The following is a 20,756-nucleotide window of genomic DNA, read 5'->3' as shown; positions in this document are numbered from 1 at the left end:
AGGTTCTCGCAGTCCATCGTTATTGCCGTTGAACGAATCGATTCAGCCCAGGGTCGATACTGATAACGCTTATTGAGATGGGCAGTGCAATGAATACCTGGTACAGCAAATCGTTGGGTGAAGGCACCGTCGTCTACCGCCGCTTACGTGTGTTGAACGAACTTCGTCATCAAGTTTGTCCCGACGCTTCCTGCCCCTATTCGCTATACATGGACGCCGTCAGCGCGGAAACCATCGTGTTGTTTGATCCCGAGCAGATTGTGCTGGCCACCGCTTTTGGCGCACTGCCGTGTGGGCAACCCCATATCAATGGGGTTCGGTTGATCGATCTTGAATACCGTCCGCTCCCTGTCACATCCCAAAGTGCACAACTGTTCAGCTCTCCACGCATCCACCCGCAACCCCGGTTCTACGCTGAATACCGCGCGTGACGAGTTGCGCCTTGAATATTCAAGCTGATAACCGACGCAAGCCAGTTCCAGCGTGAGCGGCTGCGTTTGCTGTCAGTGCCGACCGCAGGAGAATCATCATGGCCGTGGCCGTTGTCAGACTGGAAGGTGAAGACATCCCCCTCGAACACAGGCAGTCGGGCGCAACCGCCGTCTTCCGTGTCAAAGATGACGAGGGCGCCGTACTGTATTTCGATGATGAAGTGGAAGCCGCCAAGTCGGCTGTTGAACTAAGCAATGCCGAGCAATCATGAGTTGGCAGCGGTCTGACATTGACTTGTGCTCAGTGATTTCTCAACAGGCTTAGTATCGCATCGGCGAATTCTCGCGGTGCTTCTTGCGGCACATTGTGGCCCACTCTCGCTATCACCTGCCGCCGGACTGGGCCTGCAAAACCCCGTAACGCAGCACTGTCCTCGCGTTTCGATGAGACGCCATCGTCTGCTCCCGCCAGAATCACCGTGGGCACTGTGATCAGGGGCTTCTGCGCGAGCTTCTCCTGAATCGCCGCGCAGGCAGGATCGCCCGCCGCCAGTCCATAGCGGTGTCGATAGGAATGCACGACCACGTCAACAAAGTCCGGGTTATCAAATGACTGCGCACTTTCAGTGAACGTGGATTCCGCAAATTGCCACGTTGGTGACCATAATTTCCAGAGCAAGTGGCAGAACTCATTTCGATTGGCCGCAAGGCCGGCGCGTCCGCGCTCACCGTGCAGGTAGTACTGATACCAGAGCCGTCGCTCTGTTTCGGGTGACGCCGGTGTGTTGGCTGCAGCGATGTCCTGAATGTTGTAGCCCGGGTCGCAACTGACCAGCCCGGTCACCCGTTCCGGCCACAGCGCAGCCACCACACACGCCGCGCGTCCGCCCCAGTCGTAGCCAGCGAGAATGGCTTTCGGGATATTCAATGCATCCAGCAGTGCCAGCAGGTCAGCGCCCAATGCGGCCTGTTCGCCCGAGCGGGGCGTGGCTGAATCTATAAAACGGGTAGGGCCGTATCCCCTCAGATAAGGCACGATGCAGCGGCAGCCGGCCTGGACAAGCTGCGTCGACACGTCGTCGTACGCGTGGATGTCATAGGGAAATCCGTGGAGCAATACCACAACCGGCCCATCGCCTGGGCCCATGTCGCGATATGAAACATTCAGCACGCCAGCAACTATATTCTTCACGGGAGTACTCCGGCAGACAGCAGTAAGGGAGCCCTGACGAATGTCGGGCTGACGTGTGAGGCGAAGAGGTTAAAACGATCCAATTGCGCGATTGGCAATTGCAGACTAACAAGAGAGCAATGATCGAATCACCGATGCCGCGCGACGGGCGCGGGCATCGGGAGATCGGCAACGGAGCGAAGGTTAATCACCTGTCCCCCCGTTCACAGATCCATCAGGAAACCCAGGATTCGACGGTGTCGGAACCGTGTTCGGCTTTCCATTCTTTCAAGGTCTTGTGATTGCCGCCTTTGGTTTCGACGACTTCACCGGTGTGCGGGTTTTTGTAGACTTTAACGGCGCGGGCTTTGCGAGTGGTCTTCTCGGGGGCAGTAGCGTTCTTGCCCTGTTTGGATCCGGTAGGGTGATCCAGAATCGAAATAATATCTTTCAGGCTCTTATTGTATTCGCCGAGCAGCGTACGCAATTTGCCTTCGAATTCGATTTCCTGTTCCAGGCCTTTATCGCCTTTCATGGCCTCAAGGGCCGCGAGCTGATCGGCAAGGTGACGTTCGAGTTGGCGGTATTCAGCAAGTTTAGACATTGGAACTCCATGTTTCGGTTTGTTGATACTGACGTGCGGCGTTAGCACTGGCGAACATTGGAGCGCACGGTGGTGACTGGTGTGACCGTGGACACTGTAGTGCGAGTGGGTGCATGGATGCCAGTACTAACAGCAAACTTTTCTGCCTTCTTTCCTGCCTTGACTGCAAAGCTGGCAGTTCATATGGCGCAGGCCGCTTTACAACATCAACGGCCGTCAGGTTTCGGCCAGGGCTGCAGGCTGCAAAGCGGTATTCAAAGCAGGCTTCAATGCCAGGCCGCCAAACGAGGTGGTCGGGTCTACATAACGCAGCGCCGATTTAATGTCTTTCCAGCCGACGTAATTCATCAGGCTTTTAATATCCCAGCCGTTAGCGGACGCCCAAGTTGCAAACCCTCGGCGCATTGAGTGACTGCTGTAGAGGTCATCAGGCAACCCGGCGTCTTTAAAGATGCGCCGCAACATCGGCACAAGGCTGTGGGAATTGATGGCTTCCATGGACAGGTTGCCCCAACGATCAATCCGGCGGAACACCGGACCGTGGGACAGGCCGGCCACCGTAATCCAGTTGATATAGGCATTGACCGGGCAGAGCGTCTTCAGCGCGGGGGTGCGAAACGTGGTGCCCTCATGCTGGCGGTCGCCTTTGGTGTAAGGCAGATAAAAGGTGATGCCTTCACCCGCCTGCGCCTGGGTGTTGCCGACGTCCAGCCTGGCCAGCTCATCGCCGCGGAACCCTCGCCAGAAACCGATCAGCACCAGAGCGATAGAGCGTCGGTGACGCATCAATGACTTGTGGTCGCCACGTGCCCAGGCAGCATCTGCCTCGTTCTCCAGCCACGTCACCGCTTGCTCGAGGTGACGCAGCAGCAGCGGCGCCGCCTGCTTGGCTTGCGCCGGGTGGACGACGCGGATGCCTTTGAGCAGCTGCCGTACCGTGGGCGTTTTGGTCGGGTCCGGAAACCCCTGGGTGACGTGCCACTGGGCCAGCGCGGCCAGACGCTGCTTCAGCGTACTGATGGCGTGCTGATCCGCGTACTCCGCGAGGTAGCGCACGATACCGTCGCCCGTGGTGGGCAGGTAACCGCCCCAGACCACTTCGAAGTGTTCGATCGCCGCCCGGTAGCTGCGGCGCGTGTTGGCGCGGGTGCCTGCTGACAGGTATCGATCTGCCTTTTCCATACATCCCTCGATCGGCGTGACACGGGCGCTTTGCTGGCTCAAATCGCGACGTGAGCGCCTGAAAAGCGATAAAGCACTATTATCGGCTGCTGGCAGAAACATTTCCACACAACGTTTTAGCTGATATCGTAACCTGTAATAGCGTGTTACGTAACACGGTACGAAATCGTAGGAGATGGCATGGCACGCGGTGGCATTAACAAGGCGGTAGTGGAGCGGGCCCGACAGGCGTTGCTGAGCAAAGGCGCTTACCCCAGCATCGACGCGGTGCGCGTGGAACTGGGCAACACCGGTTCGAAAACCACCATTGCCCGCTATCTCAAAGAGCTGGACGCCCAGGCGCCGGCCGAAGCGTCGTCCCGAGAGCGCATGGGCGAAGAGCTCAAATCATTGGTTGAAAGCTTGCTTGATCGGCTGACGGAGGAGGGCGAGGAGGTCGTCGCCCAGGCCCAGGCGGACTTCGATCGTCAGCGGATAGCCTGGGAGGCCCGACTGGAGGCCCTTGAGCTGGAGCTGAAATCAGCCCGGCACCAGTGCGAATCCCAGCACGCCGCGTTGACCGAGCAGGGCGCCCAGCTGCAAACCACCCATTCTTCCTGGCAGTCGGAACTGACGCGCAATGCCGGTCTGAGCCAGCAGTGCCAGGACCTTGAACGGCGGGTGCAGGACAAGGACCTGCAGATCCAGTCCCTCGAAGAAAAGCATGTCCACGCCCGCGCCGCGCTGGAGCATTACCGCGAGGCCATCAAGGAACAACGCGAGCAGGATCAGCGTCGCCACGAAGCCCAGCTTCAGCAGATTCAGCTTGAACAGCGAAAACTTCAGGAGACACTGGTCATCAAGCAGGATGAATCCACGCGCCTGAACCGCGACAACGAACGCTTGCTCGGCGAAATGCGTCAGCAGGCCCGGGCGCTGGCCGATCATCAAGACCACACCCAGCGCCTCGCCACAGAACTCCGCGAAGCGCAGATGGCCACTGCGAAAGCCGAAGGCGCCCGTGAGCAGCTGCAGGAGCAGTTGGCGGCGATAAAAGTGGACAGTAAATCCCTGGCGAAAGCAGTGGCACTGGCCAATGAGCAATTGGCGCACGCCAACCAGCAGATAGCTGCCTTGACCGAAGACAACGACAGCCTGCGTGCTCAGGTGCAGCTCATCATTGCTACACCGCCGCCGATACAGACGTAAGCGACCTGCCGGTCTTCAGCTTGCGGAAAACCATGCCAAACCAGCCCACCCCCGATGTCATCAAATCCGCCAGCCCCTCGACCGTTGCTTTGGCGCGGGGCTCGTTATTCAAATTTGTGTTCCTGCTGGCAGGCGTGTTTCTGCTGGCCGCTTACCTGTTGGCGTTCCTCGCCCATGACCTCGATCACACCGAGGAGATCGAGAGCGCTTTCTACACCGACAAGGCGGTGCGCTCGCTTCAAAAAACGCTGACCGTCACGACCAAGGATTATGCGTTCTGGGGCGATGCCTACCGTTACCTGCACCTGAGTGTCGACCCCGACTGGGCTTTTGTTCGTCAGAACATCGGGCCGACGCTATTCAGCGATTTCGGATTCCAGGGCGTGTTCGTCATCGATGACACCGGCCGCACGGTGTATGCCGTGGTGGAAGGGCAACTGGAAAAGGTCGATGCCGAGCCGTGGCTGGGCCCTGCCAAGGACGCGTTGTTGGCCAAGGCCCGGGAGGGCGCCGAGACAGAAACCCCGTTCACGGCGTTCATCGACCTGAACGGCACACCCGCGCTGGTCGCTGCAGCCGCCATCACCCCCGGCACCGATCCAAGCGTCGTTCCTGATGGCCGGACGCCCTCGGTGTTGATCTTCGTCGATATGCTGGACGACGCCAAGCTGGCCATTCTGGGCAAGGAATACGGCGTAGAGGGGTTGCACGTTGCAACGGCCGACGAGCGCGATCAGGTCTCGATCTTTCCGCTGGGCGAGGGCGGTGTCGCCGGCGCCTTGCACTGGACACCACCCAAGCCAGGCCAGCGATTGCTGGCCCTCGGTTTGCCGCTGATCGGGCTGGCCGCCGCGCTGGTGTGCCTGATGACCTGGGCGATCTTGCGTCGCACCACCGCCGCTGCGCGCTCCCTTGATGACAGTTACGCGTCCCTGCAAAAAAGCGAAAGCGCCCTCGCCACCAGCGAAGCGCGCTTTCGTGACGTGGTCGAAGCCAGCTCGGACTGGGTCTGGGAAATCGACAGCGAAGGGCGCTTCACTTACCTTTCCGACCGCTTCGAAAGCGTCACCGGCTTGAACCGCACGCAGTGGATCGGGGCACTGATGGACGACCTGCTGCAGACCGAGCTTGGCCAGGTGTCCCAGTGGCTGGCGATCCCCAATCGTCGCCCTGACATCACCATTCAGTGCCGCTACCTGGAGACCTGCGGCCGCGAGCGCATCAGTCGTCTGTCAGCGCGTTCGATGGCGGCGGGAGGATTCCGTGGCACGGCCACCGATGTCACCGAAGAAGTGGAAGCCCGTCGGCGCATCGAATTTCTCTCCCAGCACGACGCCCTGACCGGGCTGCCCAATCGGGTCCGCTTGCAGGAGTTTCTGGACGGCAAACTGAAAGCGTTGCCGACCCTTGACCAGCCACTGGTGATGCTGAGCATTGACCTGGACCGCTTCAAGCCGGTGAACGACCTGCTCGGCCACGCCGCCGGCGACCGCGTGCTCAATGACGTGTCCAGTCGGCTGTCCGATTGCGTGCGCCATGGCGATCTGGTCGCGCGGGTGGGCGGCGACGAATTCGTGCTGATCCTCAGCGACGCCCAGACCCAGGACGAAGTCGAATCGCTGTGCCGGCGACTGATCGAGTCCATCGAACGCCCGGTGCAGATCGACGACCAGGAAATATTCGTCAGCGCCAGCATCGGCATCGCCATGGCACCCACCGATGCACGCGAGGCGGCCGAGCTGCTGCGCTACGCCGATATCGCGCTGTATGAGGCCAAGGCCAGCGGTCGCGGCACCTGGCGGTTTTATGCCGGCGACATGAACGCCAAAATCATCGAGCGCAGGCGTCTTGAGAGCGACCTGCGCTATGCGATCAAACACAACGAACTGCGTCTGCATTTCCAGCCACGCTTTCGCATTTCCGATGGCAAGATGGTCGGCGCCGAAGCGCTGGTGCGTTGGCAGCATCCCCAGCGCGGTCTGATTCCGCCGGACACCTTCATTCCCATCGCCGAAGAAAGCGGGCTGATCATCCCCCTCAGCGACTGGGTCATGACCCAGGCATGCGCTGAAGCCGCGCGCTGGCCGAAACACCTGTTCATTTCCATCAACCTGTCGCCTGCCGAATTCAAGCGCGGCAACCTGCCGGCGCGCATTCAGTTCGCCCTCAAGGCCACCGGGATCGAGCCGTCGCGGGTCGAACTGGAGATCACCGAAGGGGTGATGATCGAGGACGCCGTAGGCGCGCTGGACGTCATGCAGACGCTGAAGCAGTTGGGCGTGCGCATCGCCATGGATGACTTTGGCACCGGTTATTCGTCGTTGAGTTACCTGCGCACGTTCCCCTTCGACGGGCTGAAGATCGACCGCAGCTTCCTGACCCGCCTCAGTGAAAGCGAAGGCGACCGCTCCATCGTGCAGGCCATTGTCGGGCTGGGCCGGGCGCTTTCACTGACGGTCACAGCCGAGGGCATTGAAACCGCCGAGCATCTGGCATTGCTGAAGGCAGTGCAGTGCGAGGAAGGCCAGGGGTATTTTCTGAGTCATCCCCTGACCACGTCGGACTTCCACGCGCTGCTGGACGCGAGAAGTGCGGCAGCGGCGGATACAAACGTATAAAGTGCCCGCGCTGTCCCGGCAGCACCTCTTCCATCACACCCGCTGCCGCACCCGGCCACTGTTCATTTCTGGAGTGTTCATGACTCACCCGCGCGCTGTTTTCACCGAAGGCTCGGTGGCCCGGCACGTCATGGTGATGTCGAGCACCAGCGCGTTGAGCCTGCTCGCGGTGTTTCTGGTGGACATTTTCACGCTGCTCTACGTGTCGATGCTCCACGATCCGATGCTGCTCGCGGCGACCGGGGTGGCGAAGGTGCTGATCTTCCTCAACAGCGCGGTGTCCAGCGGGCTGATCATCGCCGCCGCCACGGTGCTGTCCGAGCGGATCGGTCATCGCGCATCGAAGGCGTCTTCGCGGCTGGTCACTCACTTGATGCTGATGGTGGTGATCGCGTCGGGCGCGGCGGCGGCGTTGCAACTGGCGCTGTTGGTGCCGCTTACTCGCTGGCTCGGCGCGGACGCCAGCACCTACGAAGCCGCGCGGATGTTCATCTGGCTGACCCTGCCGTTCAGCGTGCTGCAATCGGCCATGCAAATGGCGGCGCAGATCCTGCGAACCGCCGGCGACAGCCGCCGCGCCCTGTGCGTGGTGCTTTCGGGCGCGGCGACACTGGCCCTTGCCGATCCACTGTTCATTTTCGGCTTTGGCCTCGGGCTTGAGGGCGCGGGGATTTCCTATGCGCTGTCGGCGCTGGTGTCCCTGGGCCTGGGCATTTGCTGGCTGCGCGCGCGGCTGGCGATGCCGTTTTCCGTCCGATGGCGACTGCTGCGTCTGCACACGCGCAAGGTCATGCAGGTCGGTTTGCCGGCGATGGTCGGCAATCTGGCGACCCCCGTGGGCCTGACCTATCTGGTTTCGTCGATCGGCGCCTATGGCACATCGGCGCTGGCGGCCATGTCGGTGATGGACCGGGTCATGCAGTTCGCCTACTGCGTGTTCTTTTCCCTGCCCAGCGCCCTCGCACCGGTGCTGGGGCAGAACATCGGCGCCCATCGACACGCTCGTGTGGCCAGGGCCATCGGCTTCAGCCGCAAGCTGGTGATCGTCTATGGTCTGTTGGTCTGGGCGGTGCTGCTGCTGGCGGCGAATCCGCTGGCGGACACCTATCAACTGGAAGGCACCGGTCGGGCGATCTTTCTTGCGTTCTGCCACGTCGGCGGCGGCCTGTGGGCGCTGATCGGGCTGGATTTCGTCGCCATCGCGATGTTCGTCACCCTGGGCCGGCCGTGGCTGGTGGCGCTGTTCGCCTGGCTGCGGGCGACGCTGGGGACGGTGCCGTTCGTACTGGGCGGGATTTCTTTGTTCGGCGCGGCCGGTGCGTTCCCGGCCATGCTGACCGGTAACGCATTGATCGCCGTGACTTCGATTACAATCGCGTCCCTGACCGCCAGACGGTTTTTTCAGCGCCGGGGCGCCGCCCAGGCCGTGGCGTGAGCAGGCCAATGCCGGGCTCTGTCAGGCTTTATCCGAATCAACGAGACAAGGTGTTATGACAGACGACGAATCAGGGAATGACTCGCCCGAGGTGGCCTCGCCGAAACGCCGCCGTGCGCCCAAGGGTGAAATGCGTCGCGCTGCCTTGCTCGATGCGGCGACGCTGATCTTCGCCCGCAATGGTTATTCCAGTGCGTCGATGAAGGACGTCGCGCAGCTCGCCGGCATCACCACCGTCGGCCTGCTGCATCACTTTCCGAACAAGGAAGCGCTGCTCAATGCGCTACTGGAGCGTCGGGATCAGCGGGTGGTGTCGCGGTTCAGTGAACTGACCATGGAGATGACGCTGGAGGGGTTCATCAAATTCGTGCGGATGAGCATGAGCTTCAGCGTCCAGGACGCGGCCGAATGCCAGGCGGCGATGGTGCTCAACACGGAAAGCCTGTCAGAGGCCCATCCGGCCTTCGACTGGTACAAGACGCGCTTTCACATCACCCACGAACATGCGCGGGGGCATCTGCAGGCGTTGATCGAGGCGGGAGAGGTGCGGCCGGACATCGACGTGAAGGCTCTCGCTCAGGAGATCTTTTCGGTCATGGACGGTGTGCAGATCCAGTGGCTCAGGGCCCCGGAAGATGTCGACGTGATGGCCGTGTTCGAGGGCTATCTGCGCCGTTTGAAAGCCGACCTTCAAGCTCGTCCCTGAGCTTGAAGTGACTGTTTGAACCCCGACCGGAACCCCGACCGGGTTACCCACTCAGTAGGTTTGCGAAGCGCTGACCTGCACTGCCTTGCGCAGTGGCAGCGGCAGCGGGTTGCTGTCGCGGGTGGTCAGGTGTTCCGGGAACAGCGTAATCAAGGTGCGATCCAGCGGCAGGTCTTCGGAGTCCGGCCCTACGAGGATCTTGAACTTGCCGGCGTCGACATCCCAGCTGTCGGTCTTCTCGACGTAGTACGCCAGGGAGCGCGAATCGATCGGGATGCTTACCGTCTTGCTTTCACCCGGTTGCAGGTAAACCTTGGTGAAGCCCTTCAGCTCCTTCTCGGGACGGTCGACCGCCGGGTTGTTCGGGTGGACGTACAGCTGGGCCACTTCGAAGCCGGCCTTGTCACCGGTGTTGGTCACTTTGAAAGTGACATCGACGGTGCTGCCCGGCGCCATGACGTTGGTCGACAGCTTCAGGTCGCTGTAACCGAACGTGGTGTAGGACAGGCCGTAGCCGAACGGATACAGCGGCTTGGCGTGCTTCTTGTCATAACCGCGATAACCCATGTACAGGCCTTCGCTGTAGGTCATTTCGGTCAGCGCGTTGTCGCCACGGTAGGCAGCCGGATCCGGGTACGACGCGTAGCTCGGGTTGTCCTCGATCTTCTTGTCGATGGTAATCGGCAGCTTGCCCGACGGGTTGACCTTGCCGAACAGAATCTCGGCCAGGGCCTGGCCGCCTTGCTGACCCGGGAACCAGGCTTGCAGCGATGCGCCTACCTTGCTGGCCCAAGGCTGCATGTCCATCGAACCGCCGCCGTGCATGACCACGATGGTGTTGGGGTTGGCTTTGGTGACGAAGCTGATCAGCTCTGCCTGCTGGTCAGGCAACTCGAAACCGTGGTCGGAACCTTCACCTTCGTGCTCGTAGTTGGAACCTGTTGCGATGACGACCGCGTCGTACTTCGACAGGTCCTTCGGTGGACGCAGCGCGGCCCAGCTCATCTGCACGCCAGTCACGCCACCCAGTGCCGGGATGAAGTTGCCCTGAATGCGTTGGTACTCAAGCTTCACCGAGTACGACTTGCCAGCCACCAGTGCGGCGGTTTTACCCGACGTCGTCAGCGCGTTGACCACGTCGGCAGAGTACGGCGCACCGTCGCTCTGCAGGACCAGCTCATCATTGACCCAGAGTTTGTACGGGCCGTCCGCACGGACCTTGAATACCTGGGCGCCGGAAACGGTCGGCTTGATGGTGGCCGTGTAGCGTGCCGAGAACGCGCCCGGGGTCGGGCTGAAACCGGACACCGCGGTGGTGCCGGCGTTGGTTTCGTTGGTGCCGGTGGTCCAGTTGAGGTTCACGCCGGGTTCAACGCGGGTCACGGCCGGGCTTCCGGAGAAGCTGGTGTTGGAGAAGTACTCCGCCTTCACGCCGGCATTGTTGACGTTATTGCTGCCCACCGCAGGCTGATACCAGGCCGAGGCTTTAGGGTTCAGGCTCAGCTCGGACAGGTAGGTGACGTTGGTGCTGCTGGACGCCAGTTGCTGCAGACCGCTCAGCTCGGTGACGTAGCTGTTGGGCGGCGAGTTGGCGGTGCCGAACGGCGACGCAGGCGCCTGATAGGCCCAGTCACCGATGACCGCGATCTTCGCGTCGCGCGCTAGCGGCAGCAGCGGTTTGCCGGCCGCCGTGTTCTCGTTGCGCAGCAGCACGATCGACTCACGCGCCGTGTTCAGCGATGCGCGCTGGCCGTACTCGGGGTGGTCCAGAGTCTTGGCAGTGTTAAGGTTTTCCTGGAAGTCATAGCTGACGATGGCGCGCAGGTTGCGTTTGACCTTGTCGTCGATGACGTTCTGGCTCAGCTGGCCGCTCCACACATACGGCATCAGGTTGGCTTCGGTGAATTGCAGGCCCGACGGCATGTCGATATCGGTGCCGGCCCAGGCGCCTTTGAACGCGTCATGGATTGCGTTGAAGTCACTGATCACGGTGCCCTGATAACCCCATTCACCCTTGAGCACGTCAGTGATCAGGTGATGGTTTTCACAGGCGTAATCGCCGTTGATCTTGTTGAAGCCACACATGATCGACGCGACGTTGGCGTTCTTCACCATCGACTCGAAGCCCGGCAGGTACAGCTCGCGCAGGGTGCGCTCGTCGACCACCACGTTGACGGCCTGACGGTTGGCTTCCTGTTCGTTGGCTAGGTAGTGCTTGCCGCTCGCCTGAATGCCCTGAGCCTGAATGCCGTTGACCACGGCCGGCGCCAGTACGGCGCCGATGAACGGGTCTTCACCGCTGGCGTATTCGGCCGAGCGCCCGTTGTACGGCGTGCGGTACAGGTTGACGCCGGGTGAGAGCATTTGCTGACCGCCGGAGATCCGCGTCTCGTAGGCAATCGCCAGACCGAATTCCTTGGCGCGATTGATACTCCAGGTCGCCGCGAGGGCGGACTGCGACGGGTACTGCGCGCCAAAGGTGGCGTTGTTGACGTGTACGCCCATGGAGGAGTCATAGGCGACGGTGCCTTTGATGCCCCATTTGAGCAAAGACGGGATCATGTGGCCGTCGTTGACGCGGGTGAAGTTGATCTTCTCGGACTGATTCATGTTGTCGAGGATCGAACTGACCCGGGCTTCGACGGCGTTGCCGGTGGCAGGCGTGACCGCCGCCAGTGCCAGGTTGGCTTGCAGCACGCCAAGGGACAGCAGGCTCAAGGCCAGGGTGTGTTTGAAGGCTGACATCGGGAATGCGCTCACTGGTCGCTGACGGTGGACGGACTGCGGGGTGCGTTGGTCGGTCATGGCTTCTGCACCAGAACCGGCGCGTCACCGGTGTCGACCGGCGCATCGAGCATGGCGGAAGAGGTTTGGGTGGTCGGCACGGCAACCTTGTCGACGCCGGACAACTGGTCGCGCTGTTTCTCAACATTTACGCGAAGTGTTTCTGCCGAGTTCGTCGTTTGAGTGGTCGTGGAGTCCGCCGCAACAGCAGCAAAACTGCAGACGCCGAAAAGCACGACGCTGCAAACAGACAGCATGGGTCTATTCATCGATTGTTTCTCGATTGATGGGGTGTGGAAAATATATGAACGCGCAAACCCGCCCCGTGAGAACAGGATGAACGTTAAGTCTGCGGAATCTACTGATTAGTTCAGGGTTTGCAAGACTATTTTTAAATTAGACGAGCGGTGATCGAAAAAGCGCGTTCAGGAGGGTTTCCGAGCAGGGCAGAGTGCTGGGTAGCAGACTATGAATCACAATTTGCCGCAATAAACCTCTATTCCAAGCGAATTAAGTGAAGAATAATTGCTCATAAGCACGTGTAGACATGATTTATATTGCGATGTAGAAAACCTAATTGCTATTAGGTTTAGCTTGCTGATAAGCTCTATCCGCGCTGAGTAATCCTCGACCATTCAGACGACTGCATAGCCGCCTTAGTTGCCGATACACAGTCGCCAGCTATGGCGGTTAATAGCATTCAGTCGTTTAGTTATATTCGGCTAAAAAGTACCCAAGTTAAACGCAGGCCGATTGAAAGCCGTTGGATGAATCATCCGCGGCTTATAGCGCGTGGGCGCTATTAAATAGCCGCCGTATTCATTAGTTAATCCATCATCCAGACCCATAACCGCCATGCCCCTAAACCCGCTCGACCCCAGACAGTTGCAGATTCCGGACGCCGAGCAGGTCTGCGCATGGCTGTCGGCGAACGCCGGGCTGAAGGCTGCTGATCTGGAGCGGGCGCGTCGCCTGATGGCCGAATCCGAAGGGTCCGGGCTGCTGGCTTTACTGACCCGCCTGGGGCTGGTTTCGGAAACCGAGATGGCCCGGGCCTGGGCGGCGCTGCTGCAGACGCCACTGCTGGCCCTCGACGCGGCGGCCGACATGCTTGATCCCTTGCCGGCCCTGACCGAGCGCTTCATGCGGCATTTCCAGGTGGTGCCCCTGGCGTGGCGCGAAGACGGTCTGCACGTCGCCTCCGCAAACCCATGCGAGCAATACGCCTTCGAAGCCATCGCCTATTGCTGTCAGGTGCCGGTGTGGCTGTCGATCGGTTCGCGCAATGACGTCGACACCCTGATCGAGCGCTATTACGGCCAGGGCCGCAGCGCCATCGGCACGCTGATCGAATCCCTCGACGACCACAACGGCTCGCCCGAAGACATCGAACACCTCAAGGACCTTGCCTCCGAAGCGCCGGTGATCCGGCTGGTCAACCTGATCCTGCAGCGGGCCGTCGAGCAACGGGCCTCGGACATTCACATCGAGCCGTTCGAGAGCCAGCTGAAAGTGCGTTATCGCATCGACGGCGTGCTCCACGAAGCCGAAGCGCCGCCGTCCAGTTCTTCGGCAGCGGTGATCTCCCGGCTGAAAATCATGGCGCGCCTCGACATCGCCGAACGGCGCTTGCCCCAGGACGGCCGGATCATGCTGCGGATTCAGGGCAAGGAGCTGGACCTGCGGGTGAGCACCGTCCCCACCAGTTTTGGCGAATCGGTGGTGATGCGCCTGCTCGATCGGCAGACCATCAATTTCGATTTTCCCAGCCTCGGGTTCGACGGCGAGCGCCTCGATGCTTTTCTGGCGGTGCTCGAGCGGCCCCACGGCATTCTGCTGGTAACCGGGCCGACTGGCTCCGGCAAAACCACCACGCTGTACACCGCGCTGTCGCGGCTCAACACCGCCGAACGCAAGATCATCACCGTCGAAGACCCGGTGGAATACCAGCTGGAAGGGATCAATCAGATTCAGGTCAAACCGGCCATCGGTCTGGACTTCGCCGGTGCGCTGCGCTCCATCGTCCGACAGGACCCGGACGTGATCATGATCGGTGAAATGCGCGATCTGGAAACCTGCCGCATCGCCATTCAGTCTTCGCTGACCGGGCACCTGGTGCTGTCGACGTTGCACACCAACAGCGCGGCGGCAAGTATCACGCGCTTGCTGGACATGGGCGTCGAGAGCTACCTGATCGCCTCCACGGTCAACGGTATTCTCGCCCAGCGCCTGGTGCGCCGCCTTGATCCGCTGACCCGCGAAGCCTTCGAAGCCCCCCAGGCGCTGATCGACGAACACGAACTGGAGCGCTTCACCGACGAGCGTCCGATTCTTCTGTACCGCCCGCGCACCGATGCGCCCGGCGGCGGTTATCGCGGCCGCAGCGCAATCACTGAACTGCTGGTGATGAACGAAGAACTGCGCAGCCTGCTGATGAGCCGCGCCGATGCCTCGACCCTGGAGCAGGCCGCGCGGCGTGCCGGGTTGCGCACGCTGCATGAGGAAGGCCTGCGTCAGGCGGTGGCGGGAATTACCTCGCTGGAAGAAGTCCTGCGCGTGACCCGAGGCGAATGACATGACGCCGTTCAAATACCGCGCGCTGGACGGTCAGGGCGCTGAACACAATGGCCTGCTGGACGCCGCCGACCGTGACGCCGCCATCGCCTTGCTGCACAAGCGTGGCTTGATGGTCCTGCAGATCGACCCGTCGAGTCTGGGCGGTCTGCGTCAGGCCCTCGGCCGCGGCGCATTGAGCGGCGCCGCGCTGATGAGCTTCACACAGCAACTGGCGACCCTGCTCGGCGCCGGCCAGCCGCTGGAACGCGCGCTGACCATTCTGCTGCGCCAACCCGGCCAGTCCCGGAACCAGATTCAGACCCGCGCGCTGATCGAGCGCATTCGCGAGCAGGTCAAGGCCGGCAAGCCGCTGTCCGTGGCGCTGGAAGAAGAGGGCCGGCAGTTCTCCCCGCTGTACATCAGCATGGTCCGCGCGGGCGAAGCCGGCGGCGCGCTGGAAAACACCCTGCGTCAGCTCAGCGAGTACCTGGAGCGCAGCCAGATGCTGCGCGGCGAGGTGATCAACGCGCTGATCTACCCGGCGTTTCTGGTGGTCGGCGTGCTCGGTTCCCTGGCGCTGCTGCTCGCGTACGTCGTGCCGCAATTCGTGCCGATCTTTCGCGACCTCGGCGTGCCGATTCCCTTCATCACCCAGGCGATTCTCTGGCTTGGGCAGTTCCTCAGTGACTTCGGGCTGATGCTGCTGGCCGGCACTATTGCGCTGGTCTGGGTCATCGCCTTGCGATCCCGCGATCCCCAACGCCGCTTGCGACGTGACCGGCGTCTGTTGCGCATGCGTGTGATCGGCCCCTTGCTGCAGCGCATCGAAGCGGCCCGGTTGGCGCGCACCCTCGGCACCTTGCTGAACAACGGCGTGGCGCTGTTGCAGGCGCTGGTCATCGCCCGGCAAGTCTGCAGCAACCGCGCGCTGCAGCAACAGGTCGAGCAGGCCAGTGAGTCGGTGAAAGGCGGCGGCACGCTGGCCAGTGCTTTCGGCGAGCAACCGCTGCTGCCGGACCTGGCCCTGCAAATGATCGAAGTCGGCGAACAGGCCGGCGAACTGGACACCATGTTGCTGAAGGTGGCCGACGTGTTCGACGTCGAGGCCAAACGCGGCATCGACCGCATGCTCGCCGCGCTGGTGCCGAGCCTGACCGTGGTCATGGCGGTGCTGGTGGCGGTGATCATGCTGGCCATCATGCTGCCGCTGATGAGCCTGACCAGCAATATCTGAAACCCGAATCCTTTCAATCAGAGAACCAGACCGATGCGCCCCACGCCGTTCACCGCTGTCACCCGCCGCCAGCGCGGCTTCACCCTGCTGGAGATGCTCGCGGTCATCGTGCTGCTGGGCATCGTCGCGACCATCGTTGTGCGTCAGGTCGGCGGCAACGTCGACAAGGGCAAGTACGGCGCCGGCAAGGCGCAGTTGGCGAGCCTGAGCATGAAGATCGAAAGCTACGGCCTGGACCTGGGTTCGCCGCCGAAAACCCTGCAGCAACTGGTCGAAAAACCGGCCAACGCCTCAGGCTGGGCCGGGCCCTACGCCAAGCCGTCGGACCTGAAGGACCCCTTCGGTCATGCCTTCGGCTATCGCTTTCCGGGTCAGCATGGCCCGTTCGACCTGATTTTCTTCGGTCAGGACGGCCAGCCCGGCGGCGAAGGCTACAACGCCGACCTGGGCAATTGGGAGTAATCGGCGAGCATGAACGCGCCTGGGGCAAGCCGCGGTTTTACCCTGCTGGAGATGCTGGTGGTCATCGTCTTGATGAGCATCGGCATCGGCGTGGTCGGGTTTGGATTGCACAAGGGGTTGCAGCAGGCCGCGGACCGTCAGTTGCTCGGGCAAATGGTTCAGGCCCTGCGCACGACCCGCAGCGCGGCGATCATCAGCGGGCAGCCTCGGGAGACTTCATTTGATCTCGACCGCCGCACCTTTCAGGCCCCCGGCAAACGGCCCCAGCAATGGCCGGCTGAAGTGGGCGTGCAGCTGAACACGGCGGCGGATCTGAATGCAGCTGTCGCGTTCTACCCGGATGGCAGTTCCAGCGGCGGCAATCTGCTGGTGTTCCAGGGTGAGCGGCGCTGGCGCATCGACATCGGCTGGCTCACCGGCAGCGTCAAGAGCCGTGCTCTGCCATGAAGGCTCGCAACGGTCAGGCTGGTTTCACCCTGCTGGAAATGCTCGCCGCGCTGGTGGTCATGGCCCTGTGCAGTGGCGTGCTGCTGATGGCGTTCGGGCAGAGCGCTCGCTCGTTACAGGAGGTTGATCGCGAGGACCGGCTCAGCCAGGCAGCGCGTTCGGTGCTGGATGATCAGGCCGTCGGCGTGTTGCAACCGGGGCTGAGCAACGGCGTGATGGACGATGGCATTGAATGGGCAATGAACGTCTGGGCGTTGCCCACCGACGCCGGCCAGCCGCGAATGTTGCGGGTGAATGTGATCGTCAGCGAAGGCCGGCGTGAGGCGCGGTTCAGCACCCTGCGGCTGGTCAGTCCGGCCAGGGCGAGCACCCAATGAGCAAACGACAAACCGGTTTCACGCTGCTGGAAATCATGATCGTGCTGAGCCTGCTGGCGGTGCTGCTGACCCTGGTCGGCGGCGCGCTGGTGGGTGCCAATCGCGCGATGGTCAAGGCCGATCGCTACACCTCACGCCTGGATGAACGGCGGGCCGCCCAAGGCTTTCTGCGCCAGGCCATCAGCCAGGCGCTACCGCTGGATCTGGCGGAAAACGACCATTCCGGCGCAGGGCTCTTTGTGGGTTCGGCGCAACGCATGCAGTTTGCCGCGACCTTGCCGGGCAACCTGGGCGGCGGCATTCAGTTGCACACCCTGGAGATGTCCGGGCCGGCAGCGGACCGTCGTTTGCAGATCGCTTTCGCCCAGGTCCAGGACAACGTATTGCGCGCGTGGGGTGAGCCCCAGGTGTTGCTTCATGGCGTGAAAGGCCTGTCCTTGAATTATCGCGGCGTGACGCCAAAAGGTGAGGCGACCGGCTGGCTGGCTGAGTGGCCGTGGCCCAACCGTCTGCCCCGCGCCGTGCGCGTCGAGGTGCAGATGGACGGCCCGGTGAACTGGCCCGGCCAAATCATCGCCCTGCGGCTGGACCTGTCCGGCGGGGCGTCCGGTGCTACGTCCGCTGCGGGAGGCGCGCAATGAATCAGCAGCGCGGCGTGGCCTTGTTGCTGGTGCTCTGGGCAGTGGCGACGCTGAGCCTGTTGCTCGGCGGACTGGCCGGCTGGGTGCAGCTGGAGACCCGGCAGGCGTTATGGCAGCGGCAGCACACCCAGGCGCTGCTGGCGGCCCAGGCTGGCATGAACCTGGCGTTGCAGTCGTTGCTGGACCTGAATCACCGACCGCGCTGGATCGCCGACGGCCGCGCCGTGCCGCTGGCCTTCGACGACGCGCGGATGGTGGTCAGCGTGAGCAGCGAGCGCGGCAAGCTCGATCTGAATGCGGCCAGCAACGAGGACATCACCCGGGTCGCCCAGGCCTGCGGCGCGGATCGCGATCAGGCGACCCGTCTGGGCCGTGCCTTACAGGCGCGTCGCGACGGCAGCGCTGCGCCGTTGCGGGTCATCGAAGAACTGCGCCAGGTCCCGGGCATGACCCAACGCCTTTACCAGCGCATGGCCCCTGAAGTGACGCTGTGGAGCGGGCTGGCGCGCCCGGACGCCGCATTCGCCTCGCCGTTGCTGCGCAGCGCCTTGAACCTGCCAAAACAGACAGCCACGGGCACCGACCCTGGCAGCGTGCTGAGCATCGACAGTCAGGCGCAACTGCCGGATGGCGTTGTCGCCCGGCTCCAGACCACCGTTCTACTGTCCCCATCGGAGGGTAACGCTCAGCCGTATCGGGTGCTGCGTTGGCAAGAATGAATTCACTCCTTTCAGTCCCTGCGCCGCTTCGGGCGTACCTGGCCAATGTTGAACGGCGCTGGCAGGGCAGCGTGGCGCAACGTGTCTGGCAGCTCTGGCTCGCGGAATTGCGAAGCTGCGTGCCGGTGCGTTTGCGTCATCGCTTCAGCGCCCAGGTACCCGTGCAGACCCATCGCTGGCCGATCACGATGCCCGGCCCCGAAGTGCAGGCCGGCGCCCGGCAAGTGCTGATGTTGCCGACCCCTTTGGTGATGATCCATCGCCTGCAATTGCCGACGGCGGCGGCGCGGGATCTCACCGCCGTGGTCGGCTATGAGCTGGACAAATACACGCCGTATCCCCGCGACCAGTTGCTTTATGTGGTGCGCCAGGGCGGCCGCAGCGCCGGGTGGTTGCAAGTCACCCTGATCGCCATCCTCCGCGAGCGCCTGAATGCGATTCTGGCCGAGTGCGGCGCCCATGGCCTGACGCCGCAACGGGTGGACGTCTGCGCAGAGGACGGCACGCCGCTGGGCATCGACCTGCTGCCCGACGCCGCGCGTCCATTGAACCCGCGCGCAGGCATCGACCGGCGTCGTGTGCTTGCCGGGTCGTGCGCCGTGCTGCTCATCACGCTGATGGGCCTCTGGCTGCACGATCGTCAGCAACGGCTGCAAGGCATGCGCGCCACGGTGCAAGCCCAGAAAGCCGAGGTGGCGCAGGTCCAGCAGCTGCGTCAGCAACTGACCAACACCCTCGGCGCCGCCGATTACCTGAGCCGGCACAAGGCCGCGCGCCCGACCATGGCCGCGCTGATGAGTGAATTGACCGCCTGCCTGCCCGATGACACCTGGCTGGAGCAGCTCGAAATCGACGCTGACGACGTGTCGTTTTCCGGCCAGAGCGTGCGTGCCAGTGCGCTGATCAGCCGCTTGAAAGACTGCCGCAGCCTCGAAAATCCGCAGTTTCAGGGCGTGATTCAGCCCGACGCCGCCAGCGGCAAAGAACGCTTCGCCTTGCACGCACGCCTGCATCAGGAGGCCGCCGATGGGCCGAACACTGACACCCCGTGAACGTCGCGGCGCTGCATTGATCGTCCTCGCGCTGGTGATCGGCGCAGGCTACTGGCTGCTCATCGACAGCTGGTTCGCCGGCCCGCTGCGGGACATGGGCGAAGAGACCGAGCAGCTCAAGTCTCAACAGCAGCGCTACGCCGGCGTGCTGCAGCAGCGCGAAAGCCTGAACGCAGCGCTGGAAACGGCCGCGCAGGACCCGGCCAGCAGCGCGAGCCTGTTGACCGGCGAAGACCCCAGCGCCGTAGCCGCCGATCTCATGCAGCACGTCGCTGACGTCATCACCGCCCAAGGCGCGAACGGCGCCGGCTGCACGCTCACTCAACGGATGCCGATCACCCCGGAGCAGGACGGCAGCGAGCCGTTTCGCCAGGTCAAGGTCAGCGTCACCCTGGAATGCGCCATCGAGCCGCTGATGGCGGTGTTGCACGGGCTGGAGTATCAGCGGCCGTTGCTGTTCATCGATCACATGAGCGTGCGCCGCGCGAGCAGTGCGCCGGGCAAAGGCGGGGCAGGGCGGTTGGCGGTGCAACTGCTGATTCGCGGCTATTTGCAGCCGGTGGCGGCCAAGGCAACGGCCGATCAATCCGACGCCGCGCAGGCCGCCCCATGATGCGTTCCCCGATAACGGCCGAGCGCGCGCTCATGGCCGTCGCCCTTATCCTGCTGGTGCTGATCGCTCTGGTGCTCAACGGCACCTGGCAGTCGGCGGACTGGCTGCCCGCCGAAGCGAACCATCGCCCGGCCGTCGCACCAAAAACGCCGGTGTTGTCGCCCGTGGCATTGCCCAGTCTGGCCAACGCCTGGCAGACCCCGCTGTTCAGCGTCGACCGCCGCCCGGACCTGCAACAGCCGGCCAATCAAGCAGCGTCCAGCCTGAGCGGACTGACCCTGACCGGCGTGCTGCTCGACGGCACGGTGCAGTTGGCATTCATCAAACCGGCCACCGGCCCGTCGCTGAAAGTCCGCCTCAACGGGCCGTTGCCCAACGGCTGGACCCTACGCGCGATCAGCCCGACGAGTGCCACGTCTGGCATCGGCGAGCGCACCGAAACCCTCACTGTCCGGCGCCTGCGATTGCCTGCGCCGTCGACCTCACCACCGCTTTCCCTTTCCCGTGAAGACCTCCATGAACCTGCCCCGTAATCC

At 62.6% G+C, this 20,756-nt stretch carries 21 protein-coding genes; 16 read left to right on the top strand and 5 right to left on the bottom strand.

Translation table 11 applies throughout. The features are described from left to right. Positions 1-89: 89 nt before the first annotated feature. Together AC07VF_RS05765 and AC07VF_RS05760 are read left to right on the top strand one after the other, a co-directional pair. On the top strand, positions 90-431 hold the full coding sequence (locus AC07VF_RS05765) for a hypothetical protein (protein WP_282367967.1): 342 nt from the start codon (positions 90-92) through the stop codon (positions 429-431). 98 nt (positions 432-529) lie between these two features. After that, positions 530-703, top strand: a complete 174-nt coding sequence (locus AC07VF_RS05760) for a hypothetical protein (protein ID WP_495009303.1) — start codon at positions 530-532, stop codon at positions 701-703. Between the two features lie 29 nt (positions 704-732). Here the strand turns inward: AC07VF_RS05760 and AC07VF_RS05755 are convergent, their stop codons facing one another. The 3 genes from AC07VF_RS05755 to AC07VF_RS05745 all read right to left on the bottom strand — a co-directional run bounded on the left by AC07VF_RS05755 (position 733) and on the right by AC07VF_RS05745 (position 3,388). Continuing rightward, positions 733-1,578 (bottom strand): alpha/beta fold hydrolase, encoded by an 846-nt coding sequence (locus AC07VF_RS05755; RefSeq protein ID WP_495009369.1) that lies wholly within the window; start codon positions 1,576-1,578, stop codon positions 733-735. A 259-nt stretch (positions 1,579-1,837) separates the two neighbouring features. Beyond that, positions 1,838-2,206: a histone-like nucleoid-structuring protein, MvaT/MvaU family gene (locus tag AC07VF_RS05750; protein WP_192173877.1), complete on the bottom strand. Its 369-nt coding sequence runs from the start codon at positions 2,204-2,206 to the stop codon at positions 1,838-1,840. Between the two features lie 216 nt (positions 2,207-2,422). After that, positions 2,423-3,388, bottom strand: a complete 966-nt coding sequence (locus tag AC07VF_RS05745; protein ID WP_495009304.1) for a tyrosine-type recombinase/integrase — start codon at positions 3,386-3,388, stop codon at positions 2,423-2,425. Between the two features lie 180 nt (positions 3,389-3,568). On the opposite strand from AC07VF_RS05745, the gene AC07VF_RS05740 reads away from it, so the two are divergent. The 4 genes from AC07VF_RS05740 (at position 3,569) to AC07VF_RS05725 (ending at position 9,335) form a co-directional block, all read left to right on the top strand. Beyond that, positions 3,569-4,576, top strand: a complete 1,008-nt coding sequence (locus AC07VF_RS05740) for a DNA-binding protein (RefSeq protein ID WP_495009305.1) — start codon at positions 3,569-3,571, stop codon at positions 4,574-4,576. A 32-nt stretch (positions 4,577-4,608) separates the two neighbouring features. Beyond that, complete coding sequence (locus AC07VF_RS05735) at positions 4,609-7,194, top strand: bifunctional diguanylate cyclase/phosphodiesterase (RefSeq protein ID WP_495009306.1); 2,586 nt, start codon at positions 4,609-4,611, stop codon at positions 7,192-7,194. Between the two features lie 79 nt (positions 7,195-7,273). Next, positions 7,274-8,629 carry an MATE family efflux transporter gene (locus AC07VF_RS05730; protein WP_495009307.1) on the top strand — a complete coding sequence of 452 codons (1,356 nt, stop codon included), beginning with the start codon at positions 7,274-7,276 and terminating at the stop codon, positions 8,627-8,629. Between the two features lie 55 nt (positions 8,630-8,684). After that, positions 8,685-9,335, top strand: coding sequence for a TetR/AcrR family transcriptional regulator (locus AC07VF_RS05725; RefSeq protein ID WP_272631967.1), 651 nt, complete (start codon positions 8,685-8,687; stop codon positions 9,333-9,335). Positions 9,336-9,386: 51 nt separating this feature from the next. Here AC07VF_RS05725 and AC07VF_RS05720 read toward each other — a convergent pair whose 3' ends face one another. Beyond that, positions 9,387-12,080, bottom strand: coding sequence for a beta-glucosidase (locus AC07VF_RS05720; protein WP_495009370.1), 2,694 nt, complete (start codon positions 12,078-12,080; stop codon positions 9,387-9,389). Between the two features lie 56 nt (positions 12,081-12,136). Then, positions 12,137-12,376: a hypothetical protein gene (locus tag AC07VF_RS05715; protein ID WP_495009308.1), complete on the bottom strand. Its 240-nt coding sequence runs from the start codon at positions 12,374-12,376 to the stop codon at positions 12,137-12,139. 598 nt (positions 12,377-12,974) lie between these two features. Between AC07VF_RS05715 and gspE the strand changes: the two genes are divergently transcribed. From gspE to AC07VF_RS05665, 10 genes are read left to right on the top strand one after another with little or no spacing between them, the layout of a single operon-like run. Further along, positions 12,975-14,693, top strand: a complete 1,719-nt coding sequence (gene gspE, locus AC07VF_RS05710; protein ID WP_495009309.1) for a type II secretion system ATPase GspE — start codon at positions 12,975-12,977, stop codon at positions 14,691-14,693. Position 14,694: 1 nt separating this feature from the next. After that, a complete protein-coding gene (gene gspF / locus AC07VF_RS05705) occupies positions 14,695-15,909 on the top strand; it encodes a type II secretion system inner membrane protein GspF (protein ID WP_346630371.1) in 1,215 nt (404 codons plus the stop codon). Between the two features lie 33 nt (positions 15,910-15,942). After that, complete coding sequence (gspG, locus tag AC07VF_RS05700) at positions 15,943-16,371, top strand: type II secretion system major pseudopilin GspG (RefSeq protein WP_282367938.1); 429 nt, start codon at positions 15,943-15,945, stop codon at positions 16,369-16,371. Between the two features lie 9 nt (positions 16,372-16,380). Continuing rightward, positions 16,381-16,818 (top strand): GspH/FimT family pseudopilin, encoded by a 438-nt coding sequence (locus tag AC07VF_RS05695; protein WP_282367936.1) that lies wholly within the window; start codon positions 16,381-16,383, stop codon positions 16,816-16,818. Further along, complete coding sequence (locus tag AC07VF_RS05690) at positions 16,815-17,195, top strand: type II secretion system protein (RefSeq protein ID WP_495009310.1); 381 nt, start codon at positions 16,815-16,817, stop codon at positions 17,193-17,195. The genes AC07VF_RS05695 and AC07VF_RS05690 overlap by 4 nt, the downstream gene beginning before the upstream one ends. Further along, positions 17,192-17,836, top strand: a complete 645-nt coding sequence (locus AC07VF_RS05685) for a type II secretion system protein GspJ (protein ID WP_495009311.1) — start codon at positions 17,192-17,194, stop codon at positions 17,834-17,836. Before AC07VF_RS05690 ends, AC07VF_RS05685 begins: the two co-directional genes overlap by 4 nt. Further along, positions 17,833-18,555, top strand: a complete 723-nt coding sequence (locus AC07VF_RS05680; protein ID WP_495009312.1) for a type II secretion system minor pseudopilin — start codon at positions 17,833-17,835, stop codon at positions 18,553-18,555. The genes AC07VF_RS05685 and AC07VF_RS05680 overlap by 4 nt, the downstream gene beginning before the upstream one ends. After that, a complete protein-coding gene (locus AC07VF_RS05675; RefSeq protein ID WP_495009313.1) occupies positions 18,552-19,607 on the top strand; it encodes a PilN domain-containing protein in 1,056 nt (351 codons plus the stop codon). The genes AC07VF_RS05680 and AC07VF_RS05675 overlap by 4 nt, the downstream gene beginning before the upstream one ends. Then, entirely contained in the window at positions 19,582-20,220 is a 639-nt protein-coding gene (gene gspM / locus AC07VF_RS05670) for a type II secretion system protein GspM (protein WP_346630365.1), read from the top strand. The genes AC07VF_RS05675 and gspM overlap by 26 nt, the downstream gene beginning before the upstream one ends. Next, positions 20,217-20,753 carry a type II secretion system protein, XpsN-like gene (locus AC07VF_RS05665; RefSeq protein WP_495009314.1) on the top strand — a complete coding sequence of 179 codons (537 nt, stop codon included), beginning with the start codon at positions 20,217-20,219 and terminating at the stop codon, positions 20,751-20,753. Before gspM ends, AC07VF_RS05665 begins: the two co-directional genes overlap by 4 nt. The last annotated feature ends 3 nt before the right edge of the window (positions 20,754-20,756 follow it).

The sequence above is a fragment of the Pseudomonas sp. GW821-FHT02H06 genome (assembly GCF_059421525.1).
This window is presented reverse-complemented; position numbering and strand designations above follow the sequence as displayed.